General features: G+C 59.1%; 16 protein-coding genes. 9 read left to right on the forward strand and 7 right to left on the reverse strand.

The features are described from left to right. Window positions 1-60: 60 nt before the first annotated feature. On the reverse strand, window positions 61-894 hold the full coding sequence (locus tag ACP90_RS25100) for a hypothetical protein (RefSeq protein ID WP_145915842.1): 834 nt from the start codon (window positions 892-894) through the stop codon (window positions 61-63). A 373-nt stretch (window positions 895-1,267) separates the two neighbouring features. Here ACP90_RS25100 and ACP90_RS25105 point away from each other — a divergent pair, with 373 nt between their 5' ends. Together ACP90_RS25105 and ACP90_RS25110 are read left to right on the forward strand one after the other, a co-directional pair. Continuing rightward, window positions 1,268-1,945 (forward strand): FadR/GntR family transcriptional regulator, encoded by a 678-nt coding sequence (locus ACP90_RS25105; protein WP_062490713.1) that lies wholly within the window; start codon window positions 1,268-1,270, stop codon window positions 1,943-1,945. Further along, window positions 1,942-3,222 (forward strand): MFS transporter, encoded by a 1,281-nt coding sequence (locus ACP90_RS25110; RefSeq protein WP_062490715.1) that lies wholly within the window; start codon window positions 1,942-1,944, stop codon window positions 3,220-3,222. Before ACP90_RS25105 ends, ACP90_RS25110 begins: the two co-directional genes overlap by 4 nt. On the opposite strand, the gene ACP90_RS25115 is transcribed toward ACP90_RS25110, so the two are convergent. From ACP90_RS25115 to ACP90_RS25125, 3 genes are all read right to left on the reverse strand, one after another. After that, entirely contained in the window at window positions 3,206-3,721 is a 516-nt protein-coding gene (locus tag ACP90_RS25115) for a GNAT family N-acetyltransferase (protein ID WP_062490717.1), read from the reverse strand. The genes ACP90_RS25110 and ACP90_RS25115 overlap by 17 nt on opposite strands. Window positions 3,722-3,817: 96 nt before the next feature. Continuing rightward, window positions 3,818-4,210, reverse strand: a complete 393-nt coding sequence (locus tag ACP90_RS25120) for a VOC family protein (RefSeq protein ID WP_062490719.1) — start codon at window positions 4,208-4,210, stop codon at window positions 3,818-3,820. A gap of 208 nt (window positions 4,211-4,418) precedes the next feature. Then, entirely contained in the window at window positions 4,419-4,949 is a 531-nt protein-coding gene (locus ACP90_RS25125) for a winged helix DNA-binding protein (RefSeq protein ID WP_022998917.1), read from the reverse strand. A 121-nt stretch (window positions 4,950-5,070) separates the two neighbouring features. On the opposite strand from ACP90_RS25125, the gene ACP90_RS25130 reads away from it, so the two are divergent. From ACP90_RS25130 to ACP90_RS25140, 3 genes are all read left to right on the forward strand, one after another. Next, on the forward strand, window positions 5,071-6,162 hold the full coding sequence (locus tag ACP90_RS25130; protein ID WP_022998918.1) for an LLM class flavin-dependent oxidoreductase: 1,092 nt from the start codon (window positions 5,071-5,073) through the stop codon (window positions 6,160-6,162). Further along, window positions 6,162-6,647, forward strand: coding sequence for a flavin reductase family protein (locus ACP90_RS25135; RefSeq protein ID WP_062490721.1), 486 nt, complete (start codon window positions 6,162-6,164; stop codon window positions 6,645-6,647). The genes ACP90_RS25130 and ACP90_RS25135 overlap by 1 nt, the downstream gene beginning before the upstream one ends. A gap of 242 nt (window positions 6,648-6,889) precedes the next feature. Next, on the forward strand, window positions 6,890-7,072 hold the full coding sequence (locus tag ACP90_RS25140; protein WP_062490723.1) for a hypothetical protein: 183 nt from the start codon (window positions 6,890-6,892) through the stop codon (window positions 7,070-7,072). A gap of 162 nt (window positions 7,073-7,234) precedes the next feature. Here ACP90_RS25140 and ACP90_RS25145 read toward each other — a convergent pair whose 3' ends face one another. Genes ACP90_RS25145 through ACP90_RS25155 form a run of 3 tightly spaced genes read right to left on the reverse strand, consistent with a single transcriptional unit; the run spans window position 7,235 to window position 9,562 of the window. Beyond that, window positions 7,235-8,401, reverse strand: a complete 1,167-nt coding sequence (locus ACP90_RS25145; RefSeq protein ID WP_062490725.1) for a glutathionylspermidine synthase family protein — start codon at window positions 8,399-8,401, stop codon at window positions 7,235-7,237. A gap of 15 nt (window positions 8,402-8,416) precedes the next feature. Next, the gene (locus tag ACP90_RS25150; RefSeq protein WP_055657285.1) at window positions 8,417-9,088 is read right to left on the reverse strand and encodes a PspA/IM30 family protein; all 672 of its coding nucleotides are present in this window, start codon (window positions 9,086-9,088) and stop codon (window positions 8,417-8,419) included. Between the two features lie 33 nt (window positions 9,089-9,121). Further along, window positions 9,122-9,562 carry a DUF2170 family protein gene (locus tag ACP90_RS25155; protein WP_022998923.1) on the reverse strand — a complete coding sequence of 147 codons (441 nt, stop codon included), beginning with the start codon at window positions 9,560-9,562 and terminating at the stop codon, window positions 9,122-9,124. Between the two features lie 163 nt (window positions 9,563-9,725). Here ACP90_RS25155 and ACP90_RS25160 point away from each other — a divergent pair, with 163 nt between their 5' ends. From ACP90_RS25160 to ACP90_RS25175, 4 genes are all read left to right on the forward strand, one after another. Continuing rightward, a complete protein-coding gene (locus tag ACP90_RS25160; RefSeq protein WP_022998924.1) occupies window positions 9,726-10,781 on the forward strand; it encodes an ion channel in 1,056 nt (351 codons plus the stop codon). Then, on the forward strand, window positions 10,762-11,409 hold the full coding sequence (locus ACP90_RS25165; protein ID WP_062490729.1) for a DUF2491 family protein: 648 nt from the start codon (window positions 10,762-10,764) through the stop codon (window positions 11,407-11,409). Before ACP90_RS25160 ends, ACP90_RS25165 begins: the two co-directional genes overlap by 20 nt. A gap of 20 nt (window positions 11,410-11,429) precedes the next feature. Beyond that, entirely contained in the window at window positions 11,430-11,840 is a 411-nt protein-coding gene (locus tag ACP90_RS25170; RefSeq protein ID WP_022998926.1) for a DUF350 domain-containing protein, read from the forward strand. A 90-nt stretch (window positions 11,841-11,930) separates the two neighbouring features. After that, window positions 11,931-12,497 (forward strand): DUF1190 domain-containing protein, encoded by a 567-nt coding sequence (locus ACP90_RS25175; RefSeq protein WP_022998927.1) that lies wholly within the window; start codon window positions 11,931-11,933, stop codon window positions 12,495-12,497. Window positions 12,498-12,554: the final 57 nt, after the last annotated feature.

Below are 12,554 nucleotides of genomic sequence, written 5' to 3' on the forward strand. Positions count from 1 at the left end.
CAATCCTGAACGGCGCGGCAGGTGACAGCATGAACCTGTCGCGCCAATGGACCTTGGTGCTCAATACCAGAACCCTTCCCGCCGCCAGATGGTGAAATGGCCACGCACAGGCGGGTACGGGGTGCCGCCGTCTATCGTGAATTCGCACCCACCCTTGAGACCCTTGCCTCCGGTTCTGCGCAACGTCACATATTCGTTGCACTGCGGGCCGCCGCTGGAGCTCTGGCACATGTCGATACGGGCACGCTTGTCGTCCATTACATCCCAGACCCAGTCGACCAACGCCACGTGGCCGTTCCAGACCATGAAGTCGAGCGGTTTCACCTCGTTGATGTCGTCAATATTGATCTTGGCAACTTTCTCCGGATAGTTCTTGGGAACGTTTCCGTAATATTTGTCCCACTCCCCGGTATAGATCAGGAAATTGGCGACGAACCCGATGCAATCCATTCCGAAAAACCGGTCCTGCACCATTTGCTGCAGAGCGGCCTGGTCTGACATCTTGTCAAAATAAAGCTTCTTGATCTTTCCTTTCTGCTCGACATTCTTGCTGCCGTCCTTGTCGGCCCGGCCGCAGACCTCGACCGTATATTGGTCCAGAAGATGTTTGTTCTTCAGCATGAAGTTCCAGATCTTGACGAAAGTCTTGTCGTTTCCCTGACCCTTGAGTGCCAGATCGATTGCATTGGTGCCGAGATGCTGGTTCAGCGAGATGCCGTCGGCGTCCTTGATCCAGCGAAATTGCTTGAAAAAACTTGTCGCACTGTCGTTGCCGCCATTGGAGCGGGTCTTGCACAAATATTGTGAAAGCTTGACCGGGCCGGCGCTGGTCGGCAGGCCCGGTTTGGTGAGATAATCAACATATTCGTAAGGCAGAAAAAAAGACTCGGCCACATTCACTCTCCCGTGGTTAGGCCCCCTCAATGGCCCCTGAAGCTGTATGCGTAATCGGCGTCTTTCGTAGGCTTGCCGGTGCAGCCAAATAGCCACGTCCCCGGCGAATGCGTCTGTCTTCCACGTCACATTATTTGTCATTGTTGCAATGCGCAGCATCACACCTTTTGAGGGAGCTCGGCCAGCAAGATGCGATCAAGGCGATGCGCCCTGTGCGAGGCGACTGATGCCCCGACAGCCCCGAGACCCGACACATGAGCTGTTCGACAGGGACAACACCTGAAAAGGCGTCTTTCCCTCACGCGATTTCGTCGATGGACAAGCCGCATTATCACCCTTATGATCAAGTCATCTGATGATTTGGTGACTTCAAATGCAATCTCTGGCAAAAACGAGCCTGGTAGACAGCGCAGCCGAGGCGATACGGGCGGAAATCGTGGGCAATCGCTGGTCCGTGGGGGAAAAGCTGCCCAATGAGGCTCAGCTCTCGGCGCAGCTTTCCATCAGCCGCGGCACCGTGCGCGAAGCCGTGCGCGTGCTTGTTTCGCAAGGCTACCTGGAAACCCGGCAGGGCTCGGGCACCTATGTGCTGTCGGTCGTCGATGCCATCGGGCCATTGACCATGGCGCGTCGCGCAACCCTGCGCGACCAGTTCGAGGCCAGACTGGCGCTGGATGCGGAGGCCGCCAGGCTGGCCGCCCACCGTCAGACACCAGAGGTGATTGCGGAGCTGCGCCGCTTGCTCACGGAGCGCGGAAACTATGATGGTCACGACAAGACCGGTTTCGTGGAGCGCGACCTTGCCTTTCACCGGGCTGTTGTCGCGGCCTCGCAAAACTCCGTTCTGGTCAACATGTACGAATTCTTTTCCAGTCTGATCGGCGAGACCATCGAGGCCACGCTTGGAAAAGACCTGCAGGAACCCGACATGGCGGCCCACGCGGCCATTGTCGATGCCATCGAGACAGGCGACCCGGAACTGGCCGAGGCCGCTGTCCGCCGGTTCATGGCCCCTGTCCTGAGAGACCTGGAGCGACTGCTCGGCTCATGACACAGGCATCTGAAATCGATCCCGGCTCGATCGAACTGATCGATGCCGAAGACATTGACGTTTCCGCTGAGCAATCCCAGCCGGCGAAGCAGAGCGGACTGGTGCGGTTTCTGCTGGGCGCAAGCCTGGTACTGATCGCCTTCAACCTGCGTCCGGTCTTTTCCAGCGCGTCGGCTCTGCTCCTGGAAATCCGCGAAAATTTTGGCCTGTCGCCAACGGGCGCAAGCCTTCTGACGACACTGCCCGTTGTATGTCTCGGCCTGTTCTCGCCGCTGGCTCCACGCCTTGCCCGCCGCATCGGCACGGAACGCACATTGCTTGCAGTGGTGGTTTTGCTGGCCATTGGAACGGCAGCACGAGGAACGTCCTCCGTGCCGTTGCTGTTTCTTGGAACGGCGTTGGCAGGTGCCTGTATCGCGGTTGGCAACGTACTTCTGCCCGGGCTCGTCAAGCGCGATTTCCCCGACAAGGCCGCACTGGTGACCGGGTGGTACACCATGGCACTTTGCGCGGGCGCTGCCGCCGGTGCGGGATTGACCATTCCGTTTGAAGCGGCCCTGGGTGGTTCTATCGAGGGCGCGCTTGCGATCTGGGCCGTGCCGGCTCTTGTGGTGGCCGTCCTGTGGTTTCCGCAGGTCATGGCGACGCGCAAGCGCCCCAAGGGCCCGACTTATGTGGTGAAGGGCATGTGGGGTGACAGGCTGGCCTGGCACGTGACCCTGTTCATGGGTCTGCAATCCGCACTTGCCTATTGCGTCTTCGGCTGGCTGGTACCGATCCTCCGCGCTCGCGGGCTGGACGGCGTCACTGCCGGCGCAATCGTGTCGGTGTCGGTGATGGTGCAGGCTGCCGCCTGCCTGATAGCGCCGCATCTTGCCGTTCGCGGCAAGGACCAGCGGCTGATCAACGTCGCACTTTGCGCCATAGCGGTTATAGCCCTGCTCGGCCTGCAATTCGCGCCACTGTCCACCGTCTGGATCTGGGCGGTGCTGCAGGGCATCGGCCAGGGCGGACTGATTGCGGTGGCGCTTACAGTCATCGTGTTGCGGACAAAGGATTCCCATTCCGCTGCACAGCTTTCGGGCATGGCCCAATGCGTCGGCTATACGCTTGCCGCCATCGGCCCACTGATCGTCGGCCTCATCCGAAGCTGGACGGGAAGCTTTGCCTGGAGTGCGGTGCTGTTCGTGGCGCTTGGCCTTGGCGCTGCCATCAACGGCTGGTTCGCCGGAAAGGCAAGTCACGTCAATGTGGAGACGGTCAAGCTGTCCGGCTGACCGCGCCTATGGGGCCTGATGTTTCCAGCCGGTATTTCAGAAAACGCGTGCCGTCATAATCGGTCTCGCCGATGAAACGGGCCCCCATCCGCCGCAGTGCACCGAGGTTCCGTCGGGACGGCGGCAGCAGGAAGGTGACGAATGGAATGCGCGGGTCTTCACTGGCAAAGGCCAGCGCCTTTCTGGTGATCGGCATGCCGAGGCCAAAGGCTGCCGGGTGCAGCACCAGCCCGAAATCCCACTCCTCGCCTTCTTTCTGAAAACCACCCCAGCCGACATAGCGGCCGTCTGCCAGAAACGCCCAATGACCAAGTCCGTCGCGCAGCCAGCAAGCCTCCTTGGCCGCGACGAATTTCGCAGCCATCTCGAGATCCCATGAGAAGGTCAGAAGCGGCATGTGGGTGCCGACACGCGGGTCGGACATATGCGCGACCAGCTCTTCCAGCGGAATGTCCGGCAGGCGCACAAACTCGATTATCGGCTGACTTGATCTGGGCATGGGCTGGCATCTCCTGAAACTGGCCAGCGCCTCTTGCACCCAAAATGGCCGGCCCGATCAAGACAACTCCTTTGCCCGATGATCAACACTGCGTGTTCAGGCGGTGGTGCCGTTTTCCAGGCTGACGGAGACATTTAGCTTGTTACCGTCGAGATCACGCACATAAGCGCCGAAATAATCCGGGTGATAGGAACGAGGACCGGGTGCGCCTTCATCACGTCCACCACACCGCAGTGCGGCAGCATGAAACGCCCTGACGGCCTCGGCATCCGGCGCATAGAACATGACCTGCGTACCATTGCCCGATGTGGCTACCCGCCCGTCAAACGGCAACAAGACAAACAACGATATACGACCATCGGCACCTGCATAGCCAAGCTCGCGGGGTTCGGAAAAAACCCGCTTCATGCCAATTGTCGCAAGCACTTCGTCGTAAAACAGGCCGGCAGCCGAAAGATCGTTGGCGCCGATACAAACCCCTGACAACATTTTTGAAAATTAACCCGCGCTGAAGGTGTGGCCCGTCTCGACCAGGCCGTCTGGCCCGCTCATATCACAGTTCCTCCCGCTTGCCAGAGCCGTAACGCAACAGTGCGCAAACTTACCTCACCAACCGCAGCAGAGCCGCAGCGAGACGGCTCCTCGCTGGAACAATGCGACGAGCCTGGCCATACACGTCAGTGATATGGAACCACCGTTACCGGCGGTAGGTCGCGGCGATGCGGGATATCTCTTCGTAGATGCCCGCCAGGATATTGAGGCTTTGCCCTGCCTCTTTCAGGCGCTTGTCAAATTCGGGCAGACTTGAGATCTGCTCAATCAGCAGCCGTTTGCGCACAGCGCCGTAATCATCGGTGATCTTCTTGCCTTCCGGTGTCGCCTGATAGGTCACACCCGTGCGGCCCGAGCCCTGCTTTTCAATCAGCCCCGCCGCCACGAGTTTTCGCATCGAATACTGGATGTTCGGAATGTCGTCGCGGTTGGTAAGCCGGGCCAGTTCCTTGATGCTTTTTGCCCGGTCGTTCATGCGCACGATATGCAGCAGTGCGTTTTCCGGTCCGGTCGCCCCAACGTCGCTGACAGACGCCAGGCATTCTGTCTGCCATCGCCCGAACGCCTCGAAACAGCGCATCAACGCGAATTCCAGCTCGGTGCAGACGACCTCCGCATCGTTCTCCGAAAGGTGCCAGTGATAGTTGAGTTTCTGATCGTCCGACTTGCCGGTCATCGGTCCCTCTTCGTTTTTTCAGATCGAATATAGCTGCGATTCAGTTTGACGTAAGGGCGTTTTTGCACATAGTTTTAAATAAAAAATACAATTGAAAATCTATCCTAAATGGAGGGGATCCATGCCTACCAACATGATGAAAGACAAGAACGGCTTCAAACTCGGGACGTTTTCGTCCAATTGCTCGTCCGGGATGACGGTCACCAAATCGCCGTCCAGATGGGTCAATAGCTGGGAAAACAACCTGAAACTCGGCCAGATGCTGGACGATGCCGGCATCGACTTCATGCTGCCGATCGCCCGCTGGATCGGTTACGGCGGCGAGACGGACTTTCACGGCAGCGTGCTGGAAACGGTCACCTGGGCAACCGCGCTGCTCGCCTCGACGAAAAACATCACTGTGTTCGCCACGGTGCATACAGCTGCAAACAATCCGGTGGTCGTCGCCAAGCAGATTGCCACGATGGATCAGGTGGGCAATGGCCGCGCGGGTCTGAACATTGTCGCGGGCTGGAACAAGCCGGAATACGAAGCCCTGGGCCTGACCCTGCCCGACGATCACGAAACCCGTTACGGCTACGCCCAGGAATGGTTCGATGTGGTCGAGAAGCTCTGGACCTCGAAGGAGTATTTCGACTGGGAGGGCAAATACTTCAACCTGAAGCACGTTGCCGGCGACCCCAAGCCCGTCAATGGCCGGCCACCGATCCTGAACGCGGCAGGATCAGCAACCGGACGGACCTTTGCCACCGACAATGCCGACTACCTGTTCACGCCGGCCATCGATCTCAACCGGTCCGTCGATGAAATCAAGGAACTGAAGGCGCAGGCGGCGGAGAAGGGGCGCGATGTGGGTGTTCTGACCTTCAGCCACGTCATCTGCCGGGAAACTGAGGAAGAGGCGACCGCCCTCCGAGACCGACTGATGGGCGATCTGGCTGACTGGGAAGCGGTGGACAATCTGGTCAATCTGCAGTTCGCGCATGCGCAGTCGTTTCCGCACGACCTGCTGGCCCAGATCAAGAACCTGTTCGCCATGGGCCACGGCGGGTTCCCGCTGGTTGGAACTCCGCGGCAGGTGGCCGACGGCATCCTAAAACTGCACGAAACAGGCTTTGCCGGAACGACGCTCTCCTTTGTCGACTATGTCGAGGAGTTCCCGTATTTCCGTGACAATGTTCTGCCCCTGCTTGCGGAAGCCGGTATCCGGTGATGGACCCGATACCGTCCAGAGAATTCACCAACGCCATGCGGGCGTTGGTGGGCAATTGTTCCGTCATCACGGTCGGTGAGGGAGAGGACATTTCAGGCCTCCTCGTCACATCGGCAATGTCTCTCAGCGCCGATCCGCCGCTGATGCTTGCCTGCGTCAACAAGGCTTCCTCCAGTTGGCCCTTGCTGAAGAAGTATCCGAAATTCGGCTGGTCTTCGCTTGGGCCCGAGCACCGCAAGGTTGCCGAAAACTTTTCGGGGTTCGGCGGCGTCAAGGGAGCAGAACGTTATGCCGGAGCCACATGGCGCACGGCGGAAACCGGGGCTCTTCTGCTGGAAGATGCTCCGGCCGCTTTCGATTGCGAAGTCGAGGAGATGATCGACCGGGCGACCCATTCGATTGTCATCGGCAAAGTGCGTGCAATCCGGCAAAGCCAGTCATCGGGCGCGCTGGTTTACTGGAACGGAACGTTCCACCCGTTGTAAACGGCCTTTTGCCGAGAGACGCAGCTTCTTGAGGGCTGCGTCTCTCCATCCCGCGACTTAAATTTTACGCAAAAAAATTGCCTGGAACATGAACCGTCCAGACAGCCCGCTTTTTCGCGATTTACAGAGTTTCTGTCCGTCCAGAAATCCGTTCCGCCGCTCCCCTCTCCAGGCTGGAGAAGGAACCATCCTGTGTGCGCTCCGTTTATTCCATGGACCCATAACTAACACAGGAGGACCAGATGGACCTTTCCATGAACGACCTCAGCCCGAAGCTTCGCAAGGAAGCCGAACAGGAGGCAGAAAAGATCAAGCGGGTCGCTGACAAGTCCAACGCCGGCGGACAGCTTGGTGGAACGTTTTTCGGACAGGAACAGGATGACGGCATGGCACCGCCAAAATCGGTTGCAGCCGGTCGGGCCTGATACCGAGTTTCACTTCAAGGCGGGCTGACACAGCCTGCCTGTGAACCGACCGGCGGCCGTGAGGCGCACGAAAACAAGAACGACCCACAAAAACGGTCGCGCCCGGCCGCCGGGTCGGTTTCACATCCAACCATATCCCGTCCACTAGCGCGTTTTCAGCAATCAGCTTTCCAGAATGACATGCGGCACAAACCGCGACAGGTCTTGCGTCACCGGTGCCTTGTCCTCGCGCAGGCAGATGCCCGATGCCTGGCCGCCAATGATCCATGAACCGATCATGACGTAGTCGTCGCCAAATTTCGGCGGTTCCGCATAGGCCTGCAGGATGTGGCCTTCCGCACCATAACCGCCGGGTGTGCTGAGTTCTTCGGATCCGAGACTACGCACCGTGATGTTGGCACCCTCCCGGCTGAAGAAAGGCTTGCGCACATGCGGGCCTTTCAAGAATGCCTCATCCGCCTCTCCCTCGAAATAGGACGGCAGCAGGTTCGGATGGTCCGGAAACATTTGCCAGAGGAGCGGCAGGATCGCTTTATTCGACAGCACAGCCTTCCAGGGCGGCTCAAGCAACTGTATCGGCGCATCGGGCAGATAGGGGCCGTAATCCTCGCGCAGCATGTCTTCGTAGGGATACAGCTTGAACAGGGCGTCGATCACGAAACTGTCCGCGTCGGCAAACCGGCCCTCGTTGTCGAGCCCGATCTCTTCCACAGCAACAAAATGCGGTATCAGCCCCGCCTGCCGCGCGCAGTCTTCCAGATAGCGAACGGTTGCACGGTCTTCGTCGTGATCCTTCGATGAGGCGAAGTGGATGTGATAGCCGGGGGCGAACATGGCAGCGAACCGCTCGATCAGGCGATCCTGAACGGAGTTGAACTGATCGCTGTCGCTCGGCAGAACGCCAGCCGCCATCTGCTGCTCCAGCCAGATCCACTGAAAGAAGCCGGTTTCGTAAAGCGCCGTTGGCGTGTCGGCATTGAATTCGAGGAGCTTCGCAGGCCCGCTGCCGTCGTAGAAGAAATCGAAGCGGCCATAAAGCGAGGGCTGCTGCTGTTCCCAGGAATTGCGGATCCAGGAGCGGTATTTTTCCGGGATCGCCATCTTGTCCATGAGACTGTCGTCACGGACAGCCCGATCAACCAGATCGAGGCACATGCCGTAGAGCTCCTGCGAGGGATCCTCCAGGTCGTCCTCGATCTCGCGCAGAGTAAACTGATAGGCGTGGCTCTCGTCCCAGTACGGTGCGCCGTACATGGTGTGAAAGCCGAAGCCGAGGCGCTCGGCTTCTTCCTTCCACCCCGGTCTTTCAGGAACTGAGATCCGCTTCATGGTGCAGGCGGGACGTCAGAGCTTCGCCAGAAGAGCCTGCACGTCGTTGCGGGCCGGATTCTCCAGGGCCTTGATCTTGGCTTCCAGATCGGCGCCGCTTTCCAGGCGAGCGTCTTCCTCAGCCGCTTCGAGCATCGCCTGCTGTTCCGCCTGGCGCTGTTCCAGGCGTGCAAGGCTGTCGACCGCGCTGGCCAGCCGGCCGTCGGAAGCCGTGGTGTTGGTGGAGGCCGCCTTCTGCGCCTTGATCAACGCTTCGTTGGCCTTTGCGCTTTCCATCTTGCGCTGCAGGGTCTCGATCTTGTTCATCGACTGACGAATGGTGCTGTCCATGCGTTCTTCGGTGGACTTGTACTGATCGAACAGAGCCTGGTCGGCTTCCGCCTTGTCGCGCAGTTTCAGCACGCTCTCGATGATCTCGATGGCCAGCGGCTCGTCGCCCTGTGCCTTGGCATTGCGGGCTGCTTCCGTGCGCCGCTCGATTTCGCTCATCAGTTCGGCGACGGATTTTTCCTTCAGCTTGCGATTGGCCGCCATGCGCGCCTTTTCGTCCTTGGCTGCACCGATCGCCTGTTTTGCTTCGCGGATTTCCTGTTCCAGGATCGTCATCAGGTTGGCATCCTGAACGGACTCCGCGGCATTGTGGGCGTGGCCCTTGAACGCCGTAATCAATTTGCCCCAAACACTCATTTTCAAATGTCCTTCTTCAAATTGGCGGCGGGATCAGGCAGCGGCCTTGGGACCGACGTCGGCGGCCAGCTCCAGAGCGCTGTTGGCGATAGTGCGCAATTCCGTCTCGACCGAATCCAGTGTCGAGCGCACGGACATGGCGCCGAAGAGCTCGTAATATTCGCGTCCGTCGATCATATCGATGGACAGGGCGCAGAGCGGCAGCAGCTTCTTGTGATTGCGCAGCATCATCGCCTCGAAGGAGGCCGGGTCCTCCTGGGCATCGCAAGGCCACAGAACCGTGGACGTCAGGATCTGGGTTTCGCCGACAACCATGAACAGGGTGATTTCACCGGCCGAGTGAAGCTGGACTTCCAGCACGCCGGCCTGATCGGAACTCACCGTGCAGCTGATTTCACCTGCCGCGAAGGAATCCGATTGCTCCAGAGCTTCCTTCAGCTCCGCAAGTGTCCAGGGAGATTGCCGCGTACTCATCCAAAGCCCTCCATTTCAAATCCGGTGCCGGGATCCGGCCTCGAACAAGTAGAAGCCCCGTCTAGCCGTTTCAAGCGATTATTCGGAAAGCTATGCCGAATTGACAATAGGGCGGGCTCTGGTCAGAGTAGCCGGCGACCGAAACAGGGGGCAAATTTCAGCGGTGCCAATCCTGCAACTCATCATTTCTCGGCTCTACCAACACGTCCTCGAGCTCAAGCTCTGGCTGCTTGCGACGCTGATATGCGCCTATATGGTGATCTCGTGGATCCTGTTTTTCCTGGCTGGTGAAACAGGCCTGACGGGCAATCCGCTGACCTTCATCTATTTTGCCGCGACAACCGCCTCAACGGTCGGTTACGGCGACCTGTCTCCGTCGACGGAAGCAGGCCGGATGGTGGCCGCCTTCTGGTTCTTCCCGGGTGCGTTGCTGATTTTCTCGGCCGTCCTGGGCCGGTTGACGGGTGTCCTTGTGGAAGGAGTGAGGCGTATGGCTGACGGCAACGGAAACTATGAGCGCGTGCAGAACGCCACGGTGATTGTCGGCTATCACCGGGACAAGACACCCTTGATGGTGGAGAACCTGGTTGCCGGCCAGGACGGAGACGACAAGATCATTCTGCTTGCGGACTCCAAGAACGTGGAAGTGCCGGAGGGCGTTCGGCTGATCCGGGCCGAACGCATGGACGCCCTGCAGTCGCTGCGCCGTGCGGCCATTCCAGGCGCGCAGAAAGTGCTGGTCTACGCCGGCTCGGATGCAGAAACCTTCAACACCTGCCTTGCCATTCGCGAACTTAACGAGACCGTTCACATTGCGGCCTATTTCGAGGACCGTGACACCGCCCGGCGCGCAGGCAACCTTGCGCGAATCGAACCGGTGGTGTCGAACGCCTGCGAAGCACTGGTACGCGCCGCGCAGGACCCCGGCGCGGGTCAGATCCTGATGGCCCTTTCCACAGCGGGCCTCGGCGCGACCATTTATTCGGCCATCGTCCAAAGCGGTGGCGGCACCGAAACCGACAAACTGGAACAGGCCCTTTCAGGCGCCGAAGGTACGCTGATTGCGGTTTCCCAGCCGGACGATCCGGATTTCCTGTTCAGACCTTTCCCCAAGACGTTGAAGACAGGCGGCTCGATCTATTATCTCGCCAACAAACGTCTCGCGGCGGGCGAGATCACGGCCGGTCTGGGGGGAGCTGATGTTCGGATCACTGTTTAACAAGAAGGACAAAGGCTGGCAGCCGCCGGAAGTTCTCGGTCTGACCATCGGCAGAGGCATTTCCTTCGATCCGATCGCGCTTCGCCTGCTGCCTGCCGACAGTCTGATCGAACGTCCCGACACCACGCTGATGATCACCGCCCAGGGGCATTGCGACCTTGGCGAACACTCGCACATGCATCGTTTCTATCCTGACGACGACCGCTTCCTGATCCAGTTTCAGGGCGGCGACGGCAAGAACGACGAGCGGGTCGACGAGATCATGCTGTGGTACTTCTATGACGTGCAGTACCCGACCGGCGACACCGAGTGGAACCGGGTGAAATCCGCAATCCGCCAGACGAGCTTTTCACTGCCGGGCGAAGATCGCGACTACCGTTTCGAGCGGGCCTGGTTCGATACGTCGACTGCGCCGGAAGATCCGATGACCTACTGGGAGGAAGTGTGCGACGACCGCGAAGGCCGCGGAAGGCGCAAGATCTTCCAGACCGCCATGCTTTTTGCCCGCCCCCTGCAGGACGGTCGGGACGAAATGCTGCTCGTCAACATGGAAGAGCCGGAAAATGCGGAACGCAGCGTCGCGTTCATGCTAGGCTTTCCGCTTGAGCGGCACAATTTTTCTGTCTGAACTGAATAGTGGAGACCAATATGGCAGACCTTCAGGCGTCCCTTTCAGGCATCGTTCCTTTTATTGCCTATTTCATTACAGCCATCGTCATGCTGCTGATTTTCATGAAAATCTATACCGTCATGACTCCGCATGACGAAATGGCGTTGATCAAGGAAAACAACGTTGCCGCTTCGGTGGTCTTCAGCGCGGCCTTCCTTGGCTTTTCATTGCCGTTGGCCAGCGCCGCGGCGAATTCCGTGAGTATCATCGACTTCATCATCTGGGGCATCATCGCCTGTGCCGCACAGCTTGTGGTCTACCAGGTCTTCCGCCGGTTCTTCCCGAAGGTCACGGACCGGATCAAGGGTGGTGAAATGGCGATCAGCACCAATCTTGCTGCCATATCATTGACGGTCGGCCTGCTGAACGCCGCCTGCATCACCTACTGACCGAGGCGGTACGGGCCGCCCTGCGCTGATGCCCCGAACCGTATCACGCAAAGCATTTCATCAGACCGTTTGAAGGTCGGGAGAAAATTCATGAAACGCTCCAAGTCGATCAAGCTGGTGGTCATGGCAACGACGACCGTGACCATTGCAGGCTGCTCGGACGAACCGACGCTGGATGGCCGGGTCTACAAGACCGAGGCGGAATGTGTCGCCGACAGCTACGTCCCGGACGAGGTTTGTGTCGAGGCAATTACCGCCGGCAAGTCAATCCACAAGGCCTCCGGACCACGCTATGACACCGTCAACCTGTGTAACGAGCAACACGGCAACAACGTTTGCGCCTACGACAGTGCCACCGACGGATCTTCCTACTACACGCCGTTTCCGGCAGGTTATTTCCTGGCAGGGGCGTTGACCGGCGCCGTTACCAACCAACTGATCCAGAGCAACGTGCGCCCGGTCTATCCGGAACGCGGCAGCAAACGCTACTACACATCCGGCGGCTATTACGTCGGCAGTTATGGCGGCGGCAGCTGGCGTACCTATGACGATGCGGTGAAGACACCGCCCAAGCCGGCAAAAGTCCAGACAAGGACTTCCGTCGCTTCTCGTGGCGGGTTCGGCAGCCGGTCGAGTTCCGGGTTCCGCGGCGGGTAACGGCCAACAGAAGGCAACCGGCATTCAGGTACTGCGGCACACACGCGATGATCTGTT

It is taken from the genome of Labrenzia sp. CP4, from assembly GCF_001579905.1.
Taxonomy (GTDB): domain Bacteria; phylum Pseudomonadota; class Alphaproteobacteria; order Rhizobiales; family Stappiaceae; genus Roseibium; species Roseibium algicola.

Bases quoted from the DNA above. Each gene is read 5' to 3' on its own strand.
- ACP90_RS25165 (WP_062490729.1), top strand. From the start codon at position 10,762: ATGTTCGGATCACTGTTTAACAAGAAGGACAAAGGCTGGCAGCCGCCG.
- ACP90_RS25175 (WP_022998927.1), top strand. From the start codon at position 11,931: ATGAAACGCTCCAAGTCGATCAAGCTGGTGGTCATGGCAACGACGACC.
- ACP90_RS25125 (WP_022998917.1), bottom strand. From the start codon at position 4,949: ATGACCGGCAAGTCGGACGATCAGAAACTCAACTATCACTGGCACCTT.
- ACP90_RS25105 (WP_062490713.1), top strand. From the start codon at position 1,268: ATGCAATCTCTGGCAAAAACGAGCCTGGTAGACAGCGCAGCCGAGGCG.
- ACP90_RS25115 (WP_062490717.1), bottom strand. From the start codon at position 3,721: ATGCCCAGATCAAGTCAGCCGATAATCGAGTTTGTGCGCCTGCCGGAC.
- ACP90_RS25130 (WP_022998918.1), top strand. From the start codon at position 5,071: ATGCCTACCAACATGATGAAAGACAAGAACGGCTTCAAACTCGGGACG.
- ACP90_RS25110 (WP_062490715.1), top strand. From the start codon at position 1,942: ATGACACAGGCATCTGAAATCGATCCCGGCTCGATCGAACTGATCGAT.
- ACP90_RS25145 (WP_062490725.1), bottom strand. From the start codon at position 8,401: ATGAAGCGGATCTCAGTTCCTGAAAGACCGGGGTGGAAGGAAGAAGCC.
- ACP90_RS25135 (WP_062490721.1), top strand. From the start codon at position 6,162: ATGGACCCGATACCGTCCAGAGAATTCACCAACGCCATGCGGGCGTTG.
- ACP90_RS25170 (WP_022998926.1), top strand. From the start codon at position 11,430: ATGGCAGACCTTCAGGCGTCCCTTTCAGGCATCGTTCCTTTTATTGCC.
- ACP90_RS25120 (WP_062490719.1), bottom strand. From the start codon at position 4,210: ATGTTGTCAGGGGTTTGTATCGGCGCCAACGATCTTTCGGCTGCCGGC.
- ACP90_RS25150 (WP_055657285.1), bottom strand. From the start codon at position 9,088: ATGAGTGTTTGGGGCAAATTGATTACGGCGTTCAAGGGCCACGCCCAC.
- ACP90_RS25140 (WP_062490723.1), top strand. From the start codon at position 6,890: ATGGACCTTTCCATGAACGACCTCAGCCCGAAGCTTCGCAAGGAAGCC.
- ACP90_RS25155 (WP_022998923.1), bottom strand. From the start codon at position 9,562: ATGAGTACGCGGCAATCTCCCTGGACACTTGCGGAGCTGAAGGAAGCT.